General features: G+C 45.3%; 24 protein-coding genes. 9 read left to right on the top strand and 15 right to left on the bottom strand.

Annotation, left to right across the window (positions count from 1 at the left end; genetic code table 11):
* Nucleotides 1–47: 47 nt before the first annotated feature.
* From JW878_01350 to JW878_01340, 3 genes are read right to left on the bottom strand one after another with little or no spacing between them, the layout of a single operon-like run.
* Nucleotides 48–1,160, bottom strand: coding sequence for a hypothetical protein (locus tag JW878_01350; protein MBN1761711.1), 1,113 nt, complete (start codon nucleotides 1,158–1,160; stop codon nucleotides 48–50).
* Nucleotides 1,157–1,969, bottom strand: a complete 813-nt coding sequence (locus JW878_01345) for a hypothetical protein (GenBank protein ID MBN1761710.1) — start codon at nucleotides 1,967–1,969, stop codon at nucleotides 1,157–1,159. The genes JW878_01350 and JW878_01345 overlap by 4 nt, the downstream gene beginning before the upstream one ends.
* Nucleotides 1,970–2,029: 60 nt before the next feature.
* A complete protein-coding gene (locus tag JW878_01340) occupies nucleotides 2,030–3,862 on the bottom strand; it encodes a glycosyltransferase family 39 protein (GenBank protein MBN1761709.1) in 1,833 nt (610 codons plus the stop codon).
* Between the two features lie 88 nt (nucleotides 3,863–3,950).
* On the opposite strand from JW878_01340, the gene JW878_01335 reads away from it, so the two are divergent.
* The 9 genes from JW878_01335 to JW878_01295 all read left to right on the top strand — a co-directional run bounded on the left by JW878_01335 (nucleotide 3,951) and on the right by JW878_01295 (nucleotide 9,196).
* Nucleotides 3,951–5,006 carry a glycosyltransferase family 4 protein gene (locus JW878_01335; GenBank protein ID MBN1761708.1) on the top strand — a complete coding sequence of 352 codons (1,056 nt, stop codon included), beginning with the start codon at nucleotides 3,951–3,953 and terminating at the stop codon, nucleotides 5,004–5,006.
* A gap of 333 nt (nucleotides 5,007–5,339) precedes the next feature.
* Nucleotides 5,340–6,611 (top strand): oligosaccharide flippase family protein, encoded by a 1,272-nt coding sequence (locus JW878_01330; protein ID MBN1761707.1) that lies wholly within the window; start codon nucleotides 5,340–5,342, stop codon nucleotides 6,609–6,611.
* A gap of 111 nt (nucleotides 6,612–6,722) precedes the next feature.
* The gene (locus tag JW878_01325) at nucleotides 6,723–6,944 is read left to right on the top strand and encodes an AbrB family transcriptional regulator (protein ID MBN1761706.1); all 222 of its coding nucleotides are present in this window, start codon (nucleotides 6,723–6,725) and stop codon (nucleotides 6,942–6,944) included.
* Complete coding sequence (locus tag JW878_01320; GenBank protein ID MBN1761705.1) at nucleotides 6,941–7,357, top strand: type II toxin-antitoxin system VapC family toxin; 417 nt, start codon at nucleotides 6,941–6,943, stop codon at nucleotides 7,355–7,357. The genes JW878_01325 and JW878_01320 overlap by 4 nt, the downstream gene beginning before the upstream one ends.
* 95 nt (nucleotides 7,358–7,452) lie before the next feature.
* Entirely contained in the window at nucleotides 7,453–7,719 is a 267-nt protein-coding gene (locus tag JW878_01315; GenBank protein MBN1761704.1) for a hypothetical protein, read from the top strand.
* Nucleotides 7,720–7,856: 137 nt separating this feature from the next.
* A complete protein-coding gene (locus JW878_01310; protein ID MBN1761703.1) occupies nucleotides 7,857–8,078 on the top strand; it encodes a type II toxin-antitoxin system HicA family toxin in 222 nt (73 codons plus the stop codon).
* 19 nt (nucleotides 8,079–8,097) lie between these two features.
* Entirely contained in the window at nucleotides 8,098–8,328 is a 231-nt protein-coding gene (locus JW878_01305; protein MBN1761702.1) for a type II toxin-antitoxin system HicB family antitoxin, read from the top strand.
* 401 nt (nucleotides 8,329–8,729) lie between these two features.
* Nucleotides 8,730–8,954, top strand: a complete 225-nt coding sequence (locus JW878_01300; protein MBN1761701.1) for a hypothetical protein — start codon at nucleotides 8,730–8,732, stop codon at nucleotides 8,952–8,954.
* On the top strand, nucleotides 8,951–9,196 hold the full coding sequence (locus tag JW878_01295) for a type II toxin-antitoxin system RelE/ParE family toxin (protein ID MBN1761700.1): 246 nt from the start codon (nucleotides 8,951–8,953) through the stop codon (nucleotides 9,194–9,196). Before JW878_01300 ends, JW878_01295 begins: the two co-directional genes overlap by 4 nt.
* 464 nt (nucleotides 9,197–9,660) lie before the next feature.
* Here JW878_01295 and JW878_01290 read toward each other — a convergent pair whose 3' ends face one another.
* From JW878_01290 to JW878_01235, 12 genes are all read right to left on the bottom strand, one after another.
* Nucleotides 9,661–10,191, bottom strand: coding sequence for an FkbM family methyltransferase (locus tag JW878_01290; GenBank protein ID MBN1761699.1), 531 nt, complete (start codon nucleotides 10,189–10,191; stop codon nucleotides 9,661–9,663).
* A gap of 238 nt (nucleotides 10,192–10,429) precedes the next feature.
* Complete coding sequence (locus tag JW878_01285; GenBank protein ID MBN1761698.1) at nucleotides 10,430–11,455, bottom strand: glycosyltransferase; 1,026 nt, start codon at nucleotides 11,453–11,455, stop codon at nucleotides 10,430–10,432.
* Nucleotides 11,445–13,589, bottom strand: coding sequence for a DUF2206 domain-containing protein (locus JW878_01280; GenBank protein MBN1761697.1), 2,145 nt, complete (start codon nucleotides 13,587–13,589; stop codon nucleotides 11,445–11,447). The genes JW878_01285 and JW878_01280 overlap by 11 nt, the downstream gene beginning before the upstream one ends.
* Nucleotides 13,586–14,767, bottom strand: a complete 1,182-nt coding sequence (locus JW878_01275) for a glycosyltransferase family 4 protein (protein MBN1761696.1) — start codon at nucleotides 14,765–14,767, stop codon at nucleotides 13,586–13,588. The genes JW878_01280 and JW878_01275 overlap by 4 nt, the downstream gene beginning before the upstream one ends.
* On the bottom strand, nucleotides 14,764–15,540 hold the full coding sequence (locus JW878_01270) for a methyltransferase domain-containing protein (GenBank protein MBN1761695.1): 777 nt from the start codon (nucleotides 15,538–15,540) through the stop codon (nucleotides 14,764–14,766). Before JW878_01270 ends, JW878_01275 begins: the two co-directional genes overlap by 4 nt.
* On the bottom strand, nucleotides 15,537–16,592 hold the full coding sequence (locus JW878_01265; protein ID MBN1761694.1) for a Gfo/Idh/MocA family oxidoreductase: 1,056 nt from the start codon (nucleotides 16,590–16,592) through the stop codon (nucleotides 15,537–15,539). Before JW878_01265 ends, JW878_01270 begins: the two co-directional genes overlap by 4 nt.
* A complete protein-coding gene (locus JW878_01260; protein ID MBN1761693.1) occupies nucleotides 16,593–17,708 on the bottom strand; it encodes a glycosyltransferase family 4 protein in 1,116 nt (371 codons plus the stop codon).
* Nucleotides 17,709–17,809: 101 nt separating this feature from the next.
* Nucleotides 17,810–18,556: a methyltransferase domain-containing protein gene (locus JW878_01255; protein ID MBN1761692.1), complete on the bottom strand. Its 747-nt coding sequence runs from the start codon at nucleotides 18,554–18,556 to the stop codon at nucleotides 17,810–17,812.
* A 214-nt stretch (nucleotides 18,557–18,770) separates the two neighbouring features.
* On the bottom strand, nucleotides 18,771–19,025 hold the full coding sequence (locus tag JW878_01250; protein MBN1761691.1) for a type II toxin-antitoxin system mRNA interferase toxin, RelE/StbE family: 255 nt from the start codon (nucleotides 19,023–19,025) through the stop codon (nucleotides 18,771–18,773).
* Nucleotides 19,026–19,048: 23 nt separating this feature from the next.
* The gene (locus tag JW878_01245; protein ID MBN1761690.1) at nucleotides 19,049–19,282 is read right to left on the bottom strand and encodes a hypothetical protein; all 234 of its coding nucleotides are present in this window, start codon (nucleotides 19,280–19,282) and stop codon (nucleotides 19,049–19,051) included.
* Nucleotides 19,283–19,320: 38 nt separating this feature from the next.
* Nucleotides 19,321–19,608, bottom strand: a complete 288-nt coding sequence (locus JW878_01240) for a UDP-N-acetylglucosamine 2-epimerase (GenBank protein MBN1761689.1) — start codon at nucleotides 19,606–19,608, stop codon at nucleotides 19,321–19,323.
* The coding region (locus JW878_01235) for a hypothetical protein (GenBank protein MBN1761688.1) at nucleotides 19,584–19,778 on the bottom strand (195 nt) is incomplete at its 5' end. The genes JW878_01240 and JW878_01235, both read right to left, overlap by 25 nt.

The raw sequence follows: 19,778 nt of genomic DNA, 5'->3' as shown, positions 1-19,778 counted from the left end.
CAGCTAACAACTCTAAAAAAGTTTCCCTGTAGCTCTTACAACAGGACTCAATTCTGCTTCTTGAATTTTATCACCAACTCGTTGCCCTCGAATGCGTTCCCCGCATACGTCATCTTCCCCTTGGTTGCTACTGACAAAAGCCCCTCCAATTCGCCGAAGAGGAACCCGAGGAAATCCGCGTTGTGAGCTAAGCCGGAGATCTCTGCAATCTCCGCTGCTCGTACTTCATCCGCGCCCTCGTTCAGGTCTAACTGAAGATGCTTCAGGGATTGGTAGTAGCGCGAAATAGCATCCAGGAGCTCGTCCTCGCTCGTGTTGTAATAGCGGCCCAAAAACTGCGCCAGTGTCTTGCCGTATGCCACGCCGACTTCATAGCTCGAGTCTCTGAACACTTTTGGATTCGTAATAATGCTGTTGAGAATGATCAGTTGATAGTACCGTAAATCAGTGTCATTGCCGAGACCGCGCAGACTCTTTCCGCCCAGGGCATTTTCCACTATCTGTTGTAACGGGAATTCGAGTTTCCCGGGGTTGAGATAGCGTTCGAGCGCTTCTCCACCGTGTCCGAGCCCGATCACGAACTCGCATTTATCGCCGCCGGTAGCGAAGCACGTCGTCTCATAGCCATCCAACTCCTTGCCCAGCAGCGCGGAGATGATACCGGTAAGCGTGCCGGCATGATAGTAGCAAAAAGGATGATTAGCCTCGATGCCAAAGCACTCCACGCATTCATCCAGCGTTAATAAGATCTTTATCGCTTTCGGGTCGGTAGAAGCATTCTCCACGCTCAAAAGCCCTTCTCTGGTCGTTCTCATTATCTCCCTGAAGATTCGATTAGTCACCTTACTCAGCACGTCGAACGCACGCTCGTCCGTCCAGAACTCGAACTTCCAGAAGAAGTCCGGCGGCATATCCAGCTTCCGCATTATAGCATACGCGTTCCTTCGCGCGGCGAGATAGGACGAGGTATAAACAGAGACTGGGAAGCGAGGATTGGCATATATGGGCAACAGCATCCGCAATTGCGGCACGAATAGGTTCAATTCGTCGCCAAATGCTGGCCGCGCCTGCGGCACGTCCTTCTTCTTCAATTTGTCCAGGAAGATCGCCCACACCTCGTCAATCAGCTTCTCCATTTCCACTTCCCGTTCGGCACTCATGTTTCCGCGAGACCTCCCGAAAGCGCCTGTTCTATCATGTCAAAGCCCCATTCGTCATATTTCTTGTGCACGTAGAGGCCAACGGCTATGAGCAGATAACTGAACAGATATAGGGAATCGAGGACCGAGCCGGTGTGGAATACGTTCGGAGCCGCATAGAGAGGGATACCCGAAACGATGACGTAGAAGTACACGGCGGTCGTACTCAGAATGATTCCGCTTATAATCGTGGTGAAGGTGATGCTCTCCCGCCCTTCCAATCGCATCTGCTGCGCGTATAACAGCACCACGGGCATCAGCATGATTACGACCACGACGTCAAGGAAATAAATGAGCGTTAACGGGATCTTATACGCCGCGGGGTAATACTGGTACAGCGGAGGTACGTGATACGCCAGGATTATGATACCAATCAAAAACGCCGCCCCGATAAGTACCCAGCCGTTTCTGGTTATCTTTCGCACTTCCGTCACTTTCAGGACGTAGAACGAGCACAGCACGAGCATTGCGTAGGTGATCCACTGCAGGAGCACAACGAGTTGTGGGTGTGCGCTGTAGAACCCCCATAAAAAGTCGAGATGCGGGACTATCATGAGGAAGAGGAACAGCGAAAGGAAGATAAAGGCATTTCGAAGCGAGTTCTTGTAGATTGCGGCGACGCGCATCGCGAGCACCGCACCCAGAACCAGAACCACGGGGTACATAATCCGGGTATAGCTGCCGGCGATTGTGCCCGGTAAGAAGAGACAGATCAACGAAGGGATAAGCATGAGCACAATCATCACTTTTAAAAACGCTCGCGGGTTCATGACCACCTATAAAGAGAAGGTACTATAAATACTCGCGCTAAATTTAACGCACTAGTGGCATTAAAATACCCATCCGCTTAGCCATCGTAAGCTCTCTTTGTATTCGTACGCTACCGGGTAGCCGGATATAACGGGATAGAAGAGGAAGAAAAGAACGGCTACTAGGATAAGGAAGGCAATGACGAAGCCCTTAACGATAAGGCCGGTTCTCTGGGATGGCCAATCCTTTTCGAACGGAAGCTGTAACCAATAGGTGACTGCAAAGATCATGAACGGCACATTCGCGACGAAATGGTAGATGAACAGGATTCGAGATATGAGCGCGTAAGAAAGCCACTGCAGGAGGAATGGAACGAGGATGAAAAGGAACACAAAGTTACGCTCGTGCTCCACTTTTTTAATCGTATTTCTTACAAACAGGGCTCCGATCAGGATCAAGGCGGGAATACTGCCCCACCAGAGCGCAGGATTGCCCATTAAGACGATGGTCGAGACTTTTCCGCCTAGCAACGTGTTGGAATACATCCAGAGCGGTTTGAGCATAAGGGGCCAGGACCACCAGGGTGACGAGTACGGATGCGTTGCTTCAATACTCGCATGGTAGCCGAACATTCGCAGTTGCAGATCGAAGACGGTTAGTGAGTCAAGGGGAGAAATACTTATCGTGCCGCTCGTTAAATATTCCGCCAGGTAGCCGATATAGAGCGGTAGCCGATGAATATCTATGAGCCCGTGCCCCTCGCCCGCGAGCATGTACGGGATATACGTTGCGATATAAATCGCCGCGGAGACGAGCAGCCCTGCTAAAATGGTTTTGGAATCACTTAAAAGTGGTCTTTTCGTTTGGATATTACTGACCGCGACGAGTGTCAAAACGGCGATTAACCCGAAAAGCGCGGTCCATTTCACCGAAAAGCCGAGTCCGAAGCAGACGATACTGAGGAAGAGCGATGTGGATGTGTTATTCTTTACGCCTCCTTCCTCCGTCTCAGCTGCGCATTCCTCGCGTTTCGAGAGGTACTCGAAGGCAAAGTAAAACATCAATAGCGAGAAGAGGAGGAGGTAGATCTCGCCGGTCGCCAGGCGCGCTAAGGAGAAATGCATGAAATCGAAGGAGAGGAGGAACGCGGCGATGAAGCCTGCGAGCGAGCTTTTAAACATGCGTTTGCCAAAGAGGAACATTACGGGGATCATCGCAGCGGCGGCGAGCACGCCCAAAATCCGCCAGCCAAAGGGGTTCATGCCGAACAGCGCGATACCCACCCCTATGATGAGCTTCCCGAGTGGCGGGTGCGTCCATTCGTAAGGCTCTTCGAGGTTTAAATGCTCCTGCGCTGTACGCACGAAGTACATCTCGTCGAAGTACGCGCCGTATTTCTGCGTAATCGGAAACGTTATGAGTTCCTGCTCATCCACCAATCTCTGCGCGCCTTCGCTGCCCGTTACGTTTACCGGCGGTATTTTTTCATTCTCGGCAGATAGTATCAAGAACTCGCCTATTTCACCGCTGGAGCTCGCGTCAAAGCGGAAAATAAGCGAGCTCGTACTTTTGTTGCCTATAGCAATCCGTTCCCAGGAGCAGAAATGTATGTGCGTTGCTGGATCTTTATCAAATGTTGCAAAGGGTCGCCAGTCATCGGCTGATGTGTCGCCATAGAGCTCGAATTTCGTTCGCTTCTCGTCACTCAGGAAGACGTAAATCTCGTTTACTTGCTGAACGCTGCCCAAATCAATGACCACGAGGACTTCTTGCGCTCCTGAAGCCACCGCCGTTGAGGGCTGCCATGAGGAGGAAGGCATCGCGAGAGAGCCTAGATTAACGGACGCAACGGCCAGGAAAAGAATGGTAAGTGCCGCCAGTGCTGCGAGTTCCCACGGCTTTAGTCCCTTCATCGTCTGACATCAAAAAGTCACTTTTTTATGTATATGAAACTATAGGGGTACTTATAGCCGAGCAAACGCTGAAGCAGTAAGAAAAAGGATGAAAATAGCTTTTTACCATCGCACGGTAAACGGGGGCATAAAGACGCACGTGGAGGCACTCACGCACGAATTCGAGAAGCGAGGCCATGAGGTCAAGCGAATAGACCAATTTTCACTCGGCTCGCACATGCTGGGCAATTCCGCAGGTGGCATTTCCTATGGGTTCGACTTCGCGTTGAAGAAGATAAAGAAGGAGGTTGCGGATTGCGATGTACTTCATATACACCACGCGGCTACGTTCTCGGAATATTTCCTACCGTTCTCGACCATTTGCTCTGAGGTCAACATCGTCAATACGTTCCATATCCAGGCGGGAGACGGTTTAGGTGGCGAGTTTGCGAAGACGATGATAGCAATGCTCGCCATGCTGTATACCAGCCGGTCGAAGAAGTTCATCTCGGTGAGTGTGGAGATTGCAGAGTATATTCGCCAGCATTGCTATGGCTATGCCAGCGGTGAGAATAGCTACAGAACAGACCTGGTGGTCATACCAAATGGTGTGGATACCACTCGATTTTACCCTGCGGACTCAGCTGAACGAGAACGTAACGGCCGTGAAGTGTGTATAGGCTATCTCGGGCGATTATCGCCTGAGAAGAACGTTATAAACATGATAAAGGCGGTGAAGGCCCAGGACATCGATACCGTCCGGTTGAAGATCGCAGGTGCCGGACCGCTGTATTCAAAGGTGAAACGGCTGGAGGACGACCGAATACGAGTTTTAGGGTACGTTGAAGATGCCCCTTCTTTTTATCGCAGCGTTGACGCGTTCTTATTGCCCTCAAAGCTGGAAGCGCAGCCGATTGCACTGCTCGAAGCGATGGCTTCGGGACTGCCGGTCATTGCTACGGACGTCGGCGATAACAAGTATTTTGTGCGCAGGAACGGGATACTCTGCGGTACTACGGTGAACGAATTAGGTGCGGCGATACAGGAGCTGCTCCGCAGAGACATGACGAAGATGGGTGCGGAATCAAGGAAGATGGTCGAACGCGACTACACGTGGGATAAAATCGCAGCGCGGACGCTCGAGGTGTACAAAGCCGCGCTATAACCTATAATATTACTTTACGGGTGCTCATTCGCTCGCTCGTAAGCACGTGCACTAATCGTCTCCCGTTGTTCGACCCGGCGATACCGGGGCTTGTTGATAATGGCTACCGTACAAAGGAACGAGCCAAAGGAACGAGCCGGAGATAGAACTGGTGAAGGGGATTACCCTATTTGAGCGGTGTGCGCTGTAGAAACCCTGAGCACCATCAAAGAATCACGAAGAATTGTGAACCGCAAACGAAAAGCTCCTGGGATTCGTCACCAACATTTTTTGGTACGGGGTTTTAACATCAGACAGAATTTAACCAATAAGCACCGTAGGATAGTATAAGTAATGAGAATCTGGCTACCGAAGAACCGGGAAGAGGTAAAGCAGCACGTGAGCGATCCGCTCTTCAAGAACGCGTATTTCTTGATGCTCTCATCGGTAACGAGCGCAGGTTCGGGCTTCTTCTTCTGGCTCATCGCCGCACGGTTTTATTCCGCAGAGGCGGTAGGCTTAGCCTCAGCTCTTATTGCAGCGATGGGCTTGATCTCGACGCTCTCGCTGCTGGGTTTCGATATCTCGCTGGTGCGGTTCATACCGGAACGGGCGGAGAAGAACGAACTGATCAACTCGTGCCTCACGATCTCGTTTTTTGTTGCACTTGCGTTGACAGTGATTTTCATTGCAGGACTTGGACTCTGGAGCCCGTCCTTACGTATCATAAAAGAGCATACGGCGTTACTGCTGCTCTTTATTGTTTTCACCGTTCTAGCGCCGCTGGGTGCACTCCAGAGCCAGGGCGTCTTTGTAGGATTCCGAACGACCAAATATTCCCTGTATCAAACGGTCGTGACCTTTGCCCGGCTTGGTGTGGTTCCATTCCTGGTAGCCTACGGTGCGGTGGGGATTTACGCTGCGTCCGGAGTAACCTCTGTTCTTGCGGTAGGATTAGGCCTTTTCTTGACCTCGAGACTGGTATCAGGCTACAAACCGCGCCCACGGATAAACCGAGACGTGATCGCGGCCGTTTTCCGGTTCTCCGCGGGCAACTACATAGCGCGGCTCTTCGAGGCTCTTCCGGGCGTGGTTCTGCCGCTCCTGGTGGTGAATATCTTAGGCCCGGAAAAGAACGCCTATTTCTTCATTGCCTGGGCGACTGTGGGCTTATTGCTCGTCATTCCAGGCGCCACCGCGAAATCGTTGCTGACCGAAGGTTCGTACAGCAGAGCAGAACTGAGCCGCAACACAAGAAGAGCCGTGAAATTTATCGCGCTGCTGCTTGGAGCGGCGATAATTGGTATTGTGCTGCTGGGGAGATACGTGCTCTGGCTCTTCGGCGAGGCGTATGTCCAGAACTCGTTCGAGGTCTTAGCGATTTTAGCGCTCGGTAGCGTTCCGGTTGCGTTAAACACCATATACACAACGATAAAGCGGGTGCAGAAAGAGCTCATGCCGGTGATTTTGGTTTCTGGCGGCACGGCGCTGCTCACCCTGCTGGGAAGTTATCTGCTCATACAGCGTATGGGCGTGATCGGCGTTGGAATTGCGTGGGTGCTCGGAAACGGGATTGTGGCGTGTGGTGTGGGGTTGGTAGTGATGAAGGGGTTCAGGCGTGGTTAAAGAATTGGTGGGAATGAGGCGATGGATAAGACATGGCAAGGAGCTTTGACCTTGCCAGACGGGAGCAAGGTTTAAATAGTGGGAAGTTAATAGATAAACTGGTGATCACGCATGAAAGTGGAAGTAAAGAAGATAGATTCCCATGGAAGGATTGTGTTGCCCATTTCGTGGCGGCGACGGGGGGACGACGAGATGGTGGTCGTGGAGAGGGGGGAGAAGGTTGAGATCTTCCCGCGGGACGTAGATTTGTCAAAATATGTGGATTCGGTAGAAGTGGAGGTTGGAACGTTTGATGACTATCACGAGCTGAGGAAGGAACTGAGGAAGAAATGAGGTTCATAGATACAAACGTTTTCATCTACGCGGTGCTAAAACCGAGGAGAGCACTAAACGAAGAAGAGCAGCGACTAAAGAGTGCCTCAAAAGAGATTTTCATGCGTGTAAACGCGGGTGAAGAAGTACTGACAACCGTGGTGCACTTGAGCGAGGTTGCAAACGTCATGGAGGACGCCGCCAATCTGACTTTTTCGATCTCCTTCGTGAAGGATCTCGTGCTTAAGAGCAATATTATTGTTGAGCAGGTGAGCGATACTCAGTACATAGAAAGTGTTTTACTGGCAGAAGAGAAGCGAATTAGTATTAATGATGCCCTTGCTTATCTTATGATGAAAAAGAAAGGGGCCGAGGAGATTTATACATTTGACAAGCATTTCGAGCAGTTAGATGTTAACGTGGTCACGTGCTGAGAGCGAGAGGGACATGAATAAACCCCTAAGGCCAGCCATTATATCCAACCCTGAAACGGGTCAAGAGACACAATAGAGTAGCAAAACGGGGATCGGTGCTCGATCCTGGTTTCCGGTGCCTGCCGTTTTCGCTCGATCAGCACTCAGATGCGGCGTTACTGTACCTCTTGATGCCGGGCGAGCAGCCAGGGGAGGGGCGTGATCGGCGTGAGGAGGGGATCGCGTGGGTGGTCATTGCAGCAATGGCGCACAACGAGTTCACAGAGACGAAAGAGGAAGATTTGGTAAAGATGATGAACGATGCGCCCCTTCTCAGAGATGTGAGAGGAATAGTCAATAACCCCCCCCCGCCCAGAGGCTGAAGAGAAAGGAGTTTATTATGAGGGATTGTGAAGGCACAAGGATATTTAAGGTAGGGGCAATATTATTACAATATCGAACAAGAGACGGGCTGATGTGAGAGCAAATAAGAGACAAATAGGACGGGAGGAGATCTGCATTGAGTCGGCTCAGAGGGATAAAGGGGGAAGCAGCACTAAAAGCCTTTGTAAAAGCAGGTGGCATTGAAAGGGGAGGTAAAGGGGACCACGTCAACGTGAAGATGCCAAATGGCCAAATTATTACGATGCCCCGCTCTAAGGAGCTTAAAATTGGCCTGCTTAAGGCGGCGCTAAAGAAAGCAGGCTTGACCGAGGGGGAATTCCTGAAATTGTTAAAATAGGGGGTGAGTGAGAGAGAGAATGGAATATACGGTATTGATTTATCAAGCGGAAGAAGGCGGTTTTTGGGCCGAAGTCCCTACCCTGCCTGGCTGCTATTCTCAGGGCGAGACGATTGAGGAGACGATGAGCGCTATCAAGGAGGCAATAGAAGCGCACCTCGTGGCTTTACGGGATGAAAAGGAAGAGATGCCGACCGAAGAAGCGTTTATCATTGGCAGGGTAAAGGTAGAGGTAGCTGCTGTCGGATAAGCTCAATCAGAGTGAGCAGGAATGAGCAGGTCAAGACAACGATAAAGGATGTTGATCATGGGCCTGCCGTACAGGGAGAACGTGCCGAATACGCGTGAATCGAAGGTGAACAGATGATAAAGGAGCTGCTCGAGGAGCTATAAGCTATACCTACCCCTGGAGCGCTGGTTCCTAGTGCTGTTTCGCGCGTACCTTGGTGCTCCGTTACCTTTTGATACCGAGCGATCAGGGGAGTGATCAGCGTTGAGATTGCATGGGTGGTGGGGAATGGGCTTGTAGCGGGTGGTGTGGGGTTGGTAGTGCTACGAGCGAATACTCAACGACATCTTTTTTAACGTTTAAGAAGTAACTTACTCTTAGTTAGTGGTGGTGCAGATGCGAATAAAAGCGGGTAATGAAAAATGGCTGAAATAAAAACTACCATGAAAGGTGAATTAACCTTAAGTCCCGATGCTTTCAATACCTTGGTCAAATTGAAAGAGGAGCTCGAAGCGGTGATCGAGACGATTGAAATATTGAATGACAAAGAGTTGATAGAAGGGTTGAAAAGGTCTAAGAAGGACATTGCAGAGGGCCGGGTTTACGAATTGAGAAATGTTGATGAACTTGATGAAATCTGGAAATGAGAGTAATCTATACCGAGGAGTTCAAAAGAGATGTGCAGAAGGTGAAGGATAAGAAGATTCAAGACAGAATAAAGAAGATCGTTCAAAAGCTAAAAGATAACCCTGAAATTGGAAAGCAATTGAGATACGACCTTTCTGGATTTAGAAGTATTAGACTTCATCCTTTTAGGATGCTCTACGAGATCAGGGATGATTTGATAATTTTACATAAGTTCGAGCACAGGAAAAGAGTTTATAAATGAGGAGAGAAGCGTGTATTCACGGGAAACGGCTTTGATGTTTTGCGCTGTATACCTCTCAAGCTTTTTTCCCACTACCTGCCGCCGTTTATAGCTTTATCACCATGAGGATGAAGCAGATTGAATATGAGATAAGATCATGACGTAGATTGAACTTTGGCTGGTGCGTGAATAAGCGGGTGCAGAAAGAGCTCATGCCGGGGGATCTATCCTGATTTCTGGTGCCTGTTTCGATCAGCACTCAGATGCGACGTTACCGTACCGTTTGATGCCGGGCGAGCCGCGTAGGGGATGGGCTTGATCGGCGTCGGGGTCGCGTGGGTGGTTGGGAATGCGGCTCTCGCTATTGCGCTCGGAATGAAGCATTTCGGGCATAGAGCATATTCCCAGTGACATCGACTAAGAAACCTCGTTCTTCCAGAAAGCTCCGTTTTCTCAGATTCCAAGATATGAACCCGATAATCTAGTTAGGGTATATTATTATTACCCGAGCAACTATACGCATAAATATAGTTGTCTTCGACAGATACTACGAAACCCTCATCTCTTAAAAGCCTAATCAATTCTTCGGTATAGCCATGATGAGATTCCAAAACAAGTCGGTCTATTCTATTGAGCAATTTACGTGATGAGTTTAAAACTTCATACTCGCATCCTTCGCAATCCATTTTCAGAAGAGAGATACTTTCAAGTTCGTATGACTCAATAAGTCGTTCTAAAGTGCACGTTGTTACTTCAATTAAAGACTCAGTGTCAAAAGGGATCAAACTATGGTCCGCAGTCCCCTGTTCGGATAGGAATAAGGTTTGAACGCCATTTTTACCTGACACTGCCATCTGGCTCGGAACAATATTCCGTTGGTTGTTCAATCTCATATTTTCTCGGAGTAAAGAGAAATTTACAGGATGCGGCTCGATGGCAATGACTTTATCTGCATACTTGGCTGCTAGACAGGAAAAAATACCTATCTGCGCTCCTATATCTACCACTGTGTCCATTCTACTCTTTGGAAACTTGTAAATGTCACGATAAAATATTTCAATCAAAAGCCCAAGGTCATGTCCTTTGGACCGTGCATAGAACCTCCAGCCATTCCGTAATTTAACTAGTATTCTTTTGCTTTCTGAGGGTTTACAGTTTCGCAAGAGGGTATCCCTAACGTAATATGGCAGTATTGAGTACCAATTCGTGCAGATTTTGATGAACTCCAATCCTTCCTTCATTTTTATCAGCATATTACCCCAAAATATCATCGAATACTCTTTTGAAATTTGTTATAAAGTTGTCTAGCGATAATTCCTCAGCTCTTTCCCTTAATATGCCGGAATCAAAATTATATTTATCAATATTTTTGATAGCAGTTATTAAAGTATCCACATAAGGCTCTTGTATAAAAATCCCTGTTTTTCCATCAATTATTGTTTCTCTAAATCCTCCTTCGTTGACGGCAATGCAGGGCTTTCCAGCCGCCATACTCTCAATAGGAACAAATCCAAATGGCTCGTCTTTTGACGTTTGTATCGTTGCTTTACACTTCGAATATAGTTCTATTATTTGCTCTCTTTCGAGACCTACGCTAAACTCAACATTCTTTGGACTACTTTTTTTTATTCTATTAAAGTATTTTTGATCATAAGAGCCGGCAACAATAATTAACCTCTCTCGTGGTAATTTGTTAAAAGCTTCAACTTGAAGATGTAGCCTTTTATCCGCTGTTATTCTCTGGACGGACAAGAAGAAATCTTCTGATGGCGCATTTATAAATCTCTTTACATCTACTGGAGCAGAGACCACTGTAGAATCCCTGCTATAACGCATTAGCATTTTCTGTCTTATATTTTGGGAAAGAGCAACCAACCTCGTAATTCTTTTTGTGGCATAAAAATCAAGCGGACTTATAAATCGAGCAAAACCAGCATTGAAATTTGTAGGTGATTGCTCAAAGTGTATTATTTGGGGCAGGTTTCGGTGAACGGCTATGAGTTTTGGATAAAAACCTGAAGTAGTGATGATTAAATCGTACTTTCTAAGCTCTCTTATAAATGGAAAATTTATAAATTTTAGTAGTAGCGGAAGATTTCCATTAAACTTTAAAGGGGAAAAATAGACGTCTAAATTTGAAAAATCTTTGTAGGTAGCATCTTGATTGTAGTCAGATGTAAAGATATCACAACCAAAATTTTTTGCTAATTCTAAGATTGCTAATTCAGCTCCACCTTTTACTGTGAGTTTCTTAGTGACAATTGCGATTTTAAGGGACATAATACACGCAGGTCTCTCCCGTATCGAATACTTTGTAAGATTTCATTAATATCTCTTTGTAAAAAGCAGACTCATTATAGTTCATATACTTAATTTCGCTATCCACAAAACATGGTATGCCCTTCTTGGGAATTGATCTGCCTAAATATACGCATATCCCAGGATCTAAGTAAGTAGTTTTAGCATGGAAATAAGCAAAATCCTCACCGTGTCGGTAATATTCAGATATTATCATCCCATCTTTGCCCATTGTCGTGGCAAGTGATGAAACTTTGTCATTTGGCGAACGCTCTTTTATCCATACAGCACTACACACCTCGCTATGATTGAACACATGCCAACCATCCCAAACCTTCCTATTTAACGCAATAGAGTAAGACGGAACAACATCTTCAGTTACTTCGAATACAAAACCAGAGTTAAATAGAAAGAAGAACACAAGAATTATGGCAAAAGTTTTTTGACTAACTGACACACTGGAGGTTAAATTTTTTCTCACTCTAGCTAAAAAATTGATTACTGAAATGCATCCGATTAAAGCTAATGGCGAAAGTAATACAAGAGTTATTTGGAGCACTCGGTCAAAACCCATCCCATATGTCGTAGTTATCTGAAATACTAGGAGCGCATAGAAGGCAATAATAAAGGAAGTAATTTCGATATTTCTTATTTTTTTGCTTAAAAAAGGAACAAGTAACGTTATTATCCCTATAGCTATGAGAACTTGTACTGCAATGTGTATAATCTTGTAAACTAACCAAAGTGTACTCTGAGATTCGTAGAGCACATACGTTACACCAGACCTCGCATCAGGCTGTAAAATTTCGGATATACTACTTAGTACATGGTATCCTATTTTAGGAATACTTTCAAACGCCGTTCCAGAGGCTACGTACATGTACCACGCTAGAGCGAGGATGGAAAAAAATAATACATAGTTAGACGTCACAAGACTATTTTCCTCCTCATTCTTCCATATATAAACTGTAACCAACGAGAAGATCAAAGCGAGCATAAACATATAGCTCACACCGTAATGTGATGTTATCAACGCAAAAGAGAATATCAACGCCACTACTACACGGTTAGGGATTTTTTTAACCATTAATAGTAAAATCAAAGCAAAAAATAGTTCGGCAATATGCTGTTTATCCGGCATATCTTTGAAAAAGCCGTAGTAAAAAACGAAAATGAATACGGCCAGCAATGATGATTTAGGATCAAAAGTATAACCTCCAAAATTGAGTCGTTGATATACTTGATACAGAGCAAGCGGTGTAAGAGCGAACAAGAAAGGGAAGATTAGTTTGAAAACCCATATGAGACTTAAATCACAAAGTAGCGAATAGGCTGGGGCTAAGATGGTTATTAAGAGAAGCGAATGGGCACCATAGTCTAAAGTTGGATTCCATATCCCCGTTTCAGCAACCAAATTCGCACTATAAAACTCAAAAAATATGTCAAACGACCATATATGCATTGAAATTAAATTTACGTGGTATAAAATCGATAACGAAACTACGAAAATAACCAAAGGATAAAAATTCGCGGGTATTTTATTAAAAGCAACAATTATTGGAACCAGAGACAGCAAAAAAAGCAAAAGAAGCACCAAGAGATTAGAATCATAAAAGGTCATGGTATAAGCCCCGAAGATACTGAGAAATGGTAGTAAGAGCAAAGAGAGCATTAGTGGGGGACATCGTAAATCTAGAATATCCTGTGATGAGCTGAAATCTTTATCTCTTAAATAAGCGATAGCTACTAACGTTGCAATAGCAATGTTAAAGGAGTAAAATAACGAGAAGGAGGAGATCGGATTTGATATACCTATGTGTGAAAAAAGCGCATTGATGAGCATGCCAAAAATCATGATAAAAGAAAGACTGAGACCTACAGTTAAGAGAAAGTTTGTAGTTCTATCAAGGTCATGGATTTTCAAGATTCTAAGGATTATGAAGCCAGGTATGAATGTAAGAACTACAAAACCAAATAGTTGTGGCAATATTGGTAGTTCAAAGATGAACTTGTCTACAAGAAAAATCACGTCAAATGCTACTAAAAGAGATAATAAGAGCTGACTAGATCTTCGTATCTGCCAATCGTTCAATCTAAATATGTCTGGGATTATCATTTAACCCTCCTTTTCTCGAGAACCTCTTCATAGACCTTCATGTGCAGCTTCGCGATATTATCCCACGAAAGCTCTTCTGCTTTCTTCAAGGCATTCTCACTCATCTTTTTTCGCAATTCGTCATCTTTCAGCAGCTTTAGTATCGCTTCCGCCAATGCCTTAGGATCATCAGGAGGAACGACCAGGCCACAGCCTGCATCGCTCACCAGAATCGGGAATTCACCAACGTTTGTTGTAACCACGGGCTTACCAAACGAGTAGGCTACGGTTAACGAGCCGCTATGCCCATCCTGTTTTCTGTTCGGTACTACCACGAGACTGGCACGGGAGAAGAACCCTCCTACCTTCTCGTTGGAAATAAAATAGTTATGGACTTCAAAGTTTGTTTTGTATTTTTCTATTATTTCTCGACTTCTTTTGGGTATAACGCCATCGCCTGCGATGATGAGTTTGAGATCGGGAATCTCTTTAACTACTAACGATATAGCATCTGTGAGAACGTCAAAAGCCTTGCTCCAGACGATATTGCCAAAAAAAAGGATGCAATTCTCTTCTTCATCCCCATAGATGCCATAGTCCTTAAAAAATTTATAAGCGCCATGGGGAATAACAGCAATTTTTTCTGCGGCCATTCCTTCGTTCATCAAAGCTTCTTTATGCATTTGAGTGTGAACAATCGCTCTGTCAAATTTTATATCAAAAAATAACGGATTTAATATATTCCAGATACTCATAATGCTTGTAAAGAAGAATAATTTAAAGTTAGACGTTTTCACTAAAATCTTCCTGTTTGATACGCCATGATAAGTGACAATTTTCGGGTATTTTTTGATTTTTCGAGCAAATATTTGTATCTGAGGGGGAATATCATTAAAATGAACGATATCTGGATTAATTGTATTTACAACTGCAATATTTTGATAGGAGAAAAATTTCGCTAAGTTAAAAGGAGAGAGCATCCTGCTAGCTCTCCGCAATTCATACATATCCACAAAAGATAAAGTTAACGGTTTAAATGCATTTATGACTTCTATTTTATCAGAGAAAACGTCGTCAGCTGTTGTCTCCTCGGGCTTGATTACTGTTACTTCCGCATAGTTGGATACGGCATTTGCAAGCTCCGCGGTATAATGCGGAAGGCCACCCCTACTCGTTGATAACACATAAAGTATCTTCATTTTTCGTATAGCGCTAAAAAATGGTAAACCCTTTTTTTAGGTCGCCAAATAAAATCTGTAACTCGTTTCAAGACTCTAAGACTTACTGGCATTTCTGAGTATGATATTCTATCCTTCTCTTCGTCCATTCTGTAACCACATTGTGGGCATATTGCATCTCTTGGAGGTTTTGGTTTTATATATGAGCGTAAAGCCACAAAAATAACTTTATTATAGGTCGGGTATTCGACAATATCGCCGGTTTCTATGATTGTTTGTAATGAGAACTCAGGATAGAACAGCTTTTCGAGTGAATCGCGACTAAAACTTCTAACATGACCGACTGCGTTAAAATGACATCCGCACGAAGGACATACCACAAGATAGTACTCTAAGGGTTCATCATTCGGTACTGACACAATAATATATTTCCTGGCAACTCTTTTTAATTCCGCGAGTGCATCAAAAAAAGTATCTTGTTTCAGGTGTTCCAAAGTCTCTAGGGTGGTTACGAGGTCAAAGCTATTGCTTTTAAGTGGTAAGTTATCCAAAGAACCCCAGACCATTGCAGCTTTAGCATATCTTAACGCGGTTATGCTTGCATCTAACCCAACTAGACGATATCCGTGGTGAAGCAGTGAAAGGAATGTCCCTTCTCCACATCCTGCATCAAGGACACTCTCCACATCGGCAGGAATTAGGCTAATGGCCTCTCTATAATATGTTTCGACTCTTTTCTCTATATCTTCACGGTATTTTTCCCATACTTCTTTCTGTTCGTAAAAATTTTTCATGCGGTCTTCCCAATTTTTTCCAGTACTTCCAAGAAGGTTCGATTTGCCTCAAAAGCCTCTTCTGGCGTATACGGCATCTCCTTATCCTCTGAGATGCTATCAACAAAGAACCTGAACAAATTCTCATGTCCAGATTTCCACTTTCCTCGGAGTACGTTAAAGGCATTCTTAGTCGTTGAACCTATTGTTTGCGACGAGACTTTAAATGCATCTGCGATTCTTCCTGTTCTCGCGCTTGTATTCAAACGTCCTTGAACCGTGAGTGTTGAATTTGTTCCATCGAAGTTTATTATTGCATTTTTTCCGTATATATTCATCAGCGGGAAGCTACTTTCCCGCGGACTGTTGAATGATATATATATGCTTCCAATTTTTTCATTTGAATTGAATGTTGCGTGCAATTCATCGTACTGTACCCAGTCATAGGGGCCTCTCTTTGCCGACCAAACATCTCGTATAGTTAACTCCCCCAGCAAGTTTCGCAAAAGATACACTGGATGGATCAAGCACTCACCAAACCTTCCTCTTGGCAACGAATGAACCCAGTGATTTTTATCAGATATCATTTCATCAGTTAATGTATGGAGCATACTAATATTCACGTCTAGAATCTCAACTCTTTTCTTCTCTAAAATCGACTTTATTTTGAGCATGGAATGGCTAAAGAGATAATTATGAATGACGCAAAGTTGTATTTCTTCTCTTTTTTTGTGGTATTCTGTTAATATCTCCGCGCTCTCTTCAATACTCATTGTCATAGGCTTCTCAAGCACAACATTAAAGCCAGCTTCCATGGCTTTTATGCTTAACGGTGCATGTGTAACCGGTGGAGTGCAGATATCTATTATTGCACCTTTCTCGACCTCTAATAATTCATCAAAATCCGTATAGACCCTAGGTATCTTCCAGTTCTTGGCAGTCCTCTCTGCACTCGCTCTGTTTGTGTCGCATACCGCTACCACTTCAGCCTTTATATTTCTCCAGGCGGGTAAATGCATCCCGTTTGCCACATTACCCGCACCTAATACAGCAATCTGTCGCTCTTTCTTCATTTATTCCCCCTCATAATTCTCATAAAGCCTCACCAGCTTCTCCCCCTGTTTCGCCCACGTAAAATCCTCCACGAGTTTTTTCGCATCTTCGCCCATTTCTCTCCTTAACTTCGCATCCTCTAAAAGCCGATGCACGTTCGCTACGAATTCATCAGGTTTCGCCGGGTCGGAGACCAGTGCCGCATTATGCTCCTCGAATATGACTGCCGTTCCATCTCTATCCGTTGCAATCGCCTTTCCCAACGCTGCATAATCCAGTGTCTTCATGTGCATTGCCACCCTCGTGTGAACCGTGTCTCTCAAAGGGAAGATACAAACCTGTGACCGTGCCAGGATCCGGTACGCTTCGTCGTCTGGCAGGAATCCGGGCACTATCACGTTCTTTAGCCCTTCCTCCTCTAACTTCTTCAAAAATAGAGTGTGCATCGGGCCGTCCCCTATCACGTATATTCTTACGTCTTCTCGTGATTTCGCTAACCGTATAACTTTATCGTAATCTACATTATGGGTTAGCACACCGATAAATGAAATCAAACCTTTCTCCTCCTCGGTTATCGTGAATTTCTTCAGCCTCTCGGCAAAATAGCCGTTCGGAATAACCGCTATCTTTTCCCCCGGCACGTGCCATTCTTGCACCAAAAACTCCTTCATCGGCTCCGAGACCGCGATAATCTTCGATGCATTGCTCACCGCTTTCCGTTCAAGGTACCGGATAATTCGAGGACCGAACGGAACTTTTTTATACAGGGAGCCGTCAAACTCTAAATCGTGCACATCCAGCACATACTCTGAGCAACCCAGCGACGCGGCAATCCCGCCCAACGTGGAGTGCTCCAATTGTAAGAGTGCTTTATCCTTTTCTGCTAATTTCTTTGCTCTTCGAGAGACTAAAATCGCTCTTACTACTTGGTCCCATACCCTCTTTGGCTTCACCGGAACCGTATAAATTTCTACACGATTTCGAATAGCCGCAGGGACTTCTCCGTGAGGCTTCGGAACTACTAAGGTAACCTCATAGCCAGCTTCAGCCAAAGCTCCTGCAAAGGTTAAAACCCTGTTGGTTCCACCGCCCAGAAAGCCGATGTTCCCGCCGTGGGCTATTACTATTTTTGACATAGTATTACGATCCGATAACTCAAATTTGGGAACATCGCACCTAACTAAGTCCCCACACATTCAGCATCCAGAACGAACCGTAGAAGTACTTGCTGGTTTCATTACTCATCTGTTCTTTTAACTTCAACAATTGAATGATAGCCTAAGGAGGGGAATAATCGGGTGATTAGTTTGTCTATCGCCTTGATTAGATTCAAACCAAAAAGTTGAAAGTCTTTGGGGAAAGACATTCCTGATGCGGTTATGCGGATTATTTTGAACCCGTGAACTCGTAAAAGTTCTACGAGGCCTTTACGTGTCATCACTCTTACATGCTCGCTCGCGCCCCATCCAGGATAAATAAAATGCCCCAGGGCATAATTTAAGCTTACTTTCATGGGGTAAGGTTGATACCCGAATAGCAAGGCAATCCTGTTATGGATAGCAGCCAGATTCGGCGTCGTCAAGACAAACGTGCCGTCTGGCTTCAAGATTCTATGAACCTCATCCAAAAAGTGATCCGTATCAAATACATGCTCTATCACCTCGCCGGCGAAGACGGCATCGAAATACTCAGCCTCGAACGGGAAATCATCCTCGTCTACATCAAGCTGCAAGCACTTAACTCCGTTACTCCTCGCCAGCTCCACGCCCTTAGCCGAAATTTCAAGCCCGCACACTTCCTCTGCTTTGCATGCTTCTTGTAGCAAAACTGAAAAGTTGCCGTCGCCGCAGCCAACGTCCAGAATCCGTTCGAACTTGTAGCGACCAAAAAGTGCGAGAACTTTCTGCTGCCGGTCCTCAAGCTGCTTCTCATCGCTCGGTGTCGTGCCCACGAAACGGTCCGCGTATCGCTTCTTATTCCTCATGACGCGCATCTCCCTTCCCCTCTCCTCCTGCTACTGATCCTCCTCTTCATCCTCCGGTTTGCCAGCTCCAGATAGCTCGCCAGCGTCATCTTTGTTACCTCCGGGCGTGTTCCGAGAACGCTCGCAATTCTCATCTTTCTAAAAAGGTCGTTTTTTGATTAAACGTTTTCCTAAAAAAAAGTTTGTTGCTAAAGCTTTCTTTCCAAAGAACGGTTTATCGCTTCCTATAAATCGCATCATGATGATCAAGATCGAGGAATCGCACCATCTTCTCCTCTTCATCTAGCTCAAATACCAAAACAAAGGACTTCTTCAGGTGAACCCGTCGTAAACCCTTTAAACCATGCCGTAACGGTTTGTAACGGTGTGGATTCTCCATTATCTCTTCGATCTTTTTTATCACAGCATCATAGAGCTTCTTATCCTTTTTATAAGTCCTTTTTAACGTTGCTTTTAACTTCGTCTCGATGCTGTAATGATAATCAAGCACGTTTAATCTTCCTCGATCAATCTCTTTAAATCGGTAATATCCGTGAAGGATTCAAAAATCCCTTCTTTTCGTATCTTCTCTAATTTCTCAAAATACTCTTCTTTCGCATCATAGAACGCATCAGTATAGAGCTCAATCAATGTTTCAAGCATTCCTTCCATTCCTTCTACTTTCCCTTTGAGCACCTCTACATCTGCCAGTAGTGCTTTAATCAAATTCCGCTCTTCTACTTCCATTTCCTCTTATCAAACACTATTCCTAAGTTAGAGCTACTCTAATTTAAAGGTTGTGTGTTTGTGTCACCCTCGACCAGCACAACATCTGGCCGTTCTTTTAGCAAAATCTTCTCTACGCCGCTGAGGTTCTTACCGGTCTGCTCGCCGTGCGTGCCCGAACCGATGTCTAGATTGTAACGAGCTTCAGGGAGTCCGAGCCGCTCAACGAAGACACGATCCATGGTACACAAGTAGTGTTGCTGCCCCGTATCCAGAACGAAATACTCCTCGTTCCGCCGCTCGCATGCTCGAATCATCCGCATCAGGAGAATTTCTCTTCTGCGCATTGCAGCGTTTTTCGATTAAACCTTTTCCTAAACGGTTTATTCCCCGTCAAAGCTTTTGCGAGTGGTAACGAGGAAAAGGGTTGTTGATCAAACTTTCCTAAAGTTTGTTGCGAAGCTATTTGATCAAACTTTCCTAAAGTTTGTTGCGAAGCTATTTGATCAAACTTTCC

Source organism: Methanomicrobia archaeon (assembly GCA_016930255.1).
Taxonomy (GTDB): Archaea; Halobacteriota; Syntropharchaeia; order Alkanophagales; family Methanospirareceae; genus JACGMN01.
This window is presented reverse-complemented; position numbering and strand designations above follow the sequence as displayed.

What these genes read in the sequence shown, in the direction of transcription:
- JW878_01350 (MBN1761711.1), bottom strand. Translation starts at nt 1,160, where the DNA reads ATGAGTGCCGAACGGGAAGTGGAAATGGAGAAGCTGATTGACGAGGTG.
- JW878_01345 (MBN1761710.1), bottom strand. Translation starts at nt 1,969, where the DNA reads ATGAACCCGCGAGCGTTTTTAAAAGTGATGATTGTGCTCATGCTTATC.
- JW878_01340 (MBN1761709.1), bottom strand. Translation starts at nt 3,862, where the DNA reads ATGAAGGGACTAAAGCCGTGGGAACTCGCAGCACTGGCGGCACTTACC.
- JW878_01335 (MBN1761708.1), top strand. Translation starts at nt 3,951, where the DNA reads ATGAAAATAGCTTTTTACCATCGCACGGTAAACGGGGGCATAAAGACG.
- JW878_01330 (MBN1761707.1), top strand. Translation starts at nt 5,340, where the DNA reads ATGAGAATCTGGCTACCGAAGAACCGGGAAGAGGTAAAGCAGCACGTG.
- JW878_01325 (MBN1761706.1), top strand. Translation starts at nt 6,723, where the DNA reads ATGAAAGTGGAAGTAAAGAAGATAGATTCCCATGGAAGGATTGTGTTG.
- JW878_01320 (MBN1761705.1), top strand. Translation starts at nt 6,941, where the DNA reads ATGAGGTTCATAGATACAAACGTTTTCATCTACGCGGTGCTAAAACCG.
- JW878_01305 (MBN1761702.1), top strand. Translation starts at nt 8,098, where the DNA reads ATGGAATATACGGTATTGATTTATCAAGCGGAAGAAGGCGGTTTTTGG.
- JW878_01300 (MBN1761701.1), top strand. Translation starts at nt 8,730, where the DNA reads ATGGCTGAAATAAAAACTACCATGAAAGGTGAATTAACCTTAAGTCCC.
- JW878_01295 (MBN1761700.1), top strand. Translation starts at nt 8,951, where the DNA reads ATGAGAGTAATCTATACCGAGGAGTTCAAAAGAGATGTGCAGAAGGTG.
- JW878_01290 (MBN1761699.1), bottom strand. Translation starts at nt 10,191, where the DNA reads ATGGACACAGTGGTAGATATAGGAGCGCAGATAGGTATTTTTTCCTGT.
- JW878_01285 (MBN1761698.1), bottom strand. Translation starts at nt 11,455, where the DNA reads ATGTCCCTTAAAATCGCAATTGTCACTAAGAAACTCACAGTAAAAGGT.
- JW878_01280 (MBN1761697.1), bottom strand. Translation starts at nt 13,589, where the DNA reads ATGATAATCCCAGACATATTTAGATTGAACGATTGGCAGATACGAAGA.
- JW878_01275 (MBN1761696.1), bottom strand. Translation starts at nt 14,767, where the DNA reads ATGAAGATACTTTATGTGTTATCAACGAGTAGGGGTGGCCTTCCGCAT.
- JW878_01270 (MBN1761695.1), bottom strand. Translation starts at nt 15,540, where the DNA reads ATGAAAAATTTTTACGAACAGAAAGAAGTATGGGAAAAATACCGTGAA.
- JW878_01265 (MBN1761694.1), bottom strand. Translation starts at nt 16,592, where the DNA reads ATGAAGAAAGAGCGACAGATTGCTGTATTAGGTGCGGGTAATGTGGCA.
- JW878_01260 (MBN1761693.1), bottom strand. Translation starts at nt 17,708, where the DNA reads ATGTCAAAAATAGTAATAGCCCACGGCGGGAACATCGGCTTTCTGGGC.
- JW878_01255 (MBN1761692.1), bottom strand. Translation starts at nt 18,556, where the DNA reads ATGAGGAATAAGAAGCGATACGCGGACCGTTTCGTGGGCACGACACCG.
- JW878_01245 (MBN1761690.1), bottom strand. Translation starts at nt 19,282, where the DNA reads ATGGAAGTAGAAGAGCGGAATTTGATTAAAGCACTACTGGCAGATGTA.
- JW878_01240 (MBN1761689.1), bottom strand. Translation starts at nt 19,608, where the DNA reads ATGCGCAGAAGAGAAATTCTCCTGATGCGGATGATTCGAGCATGCGAG.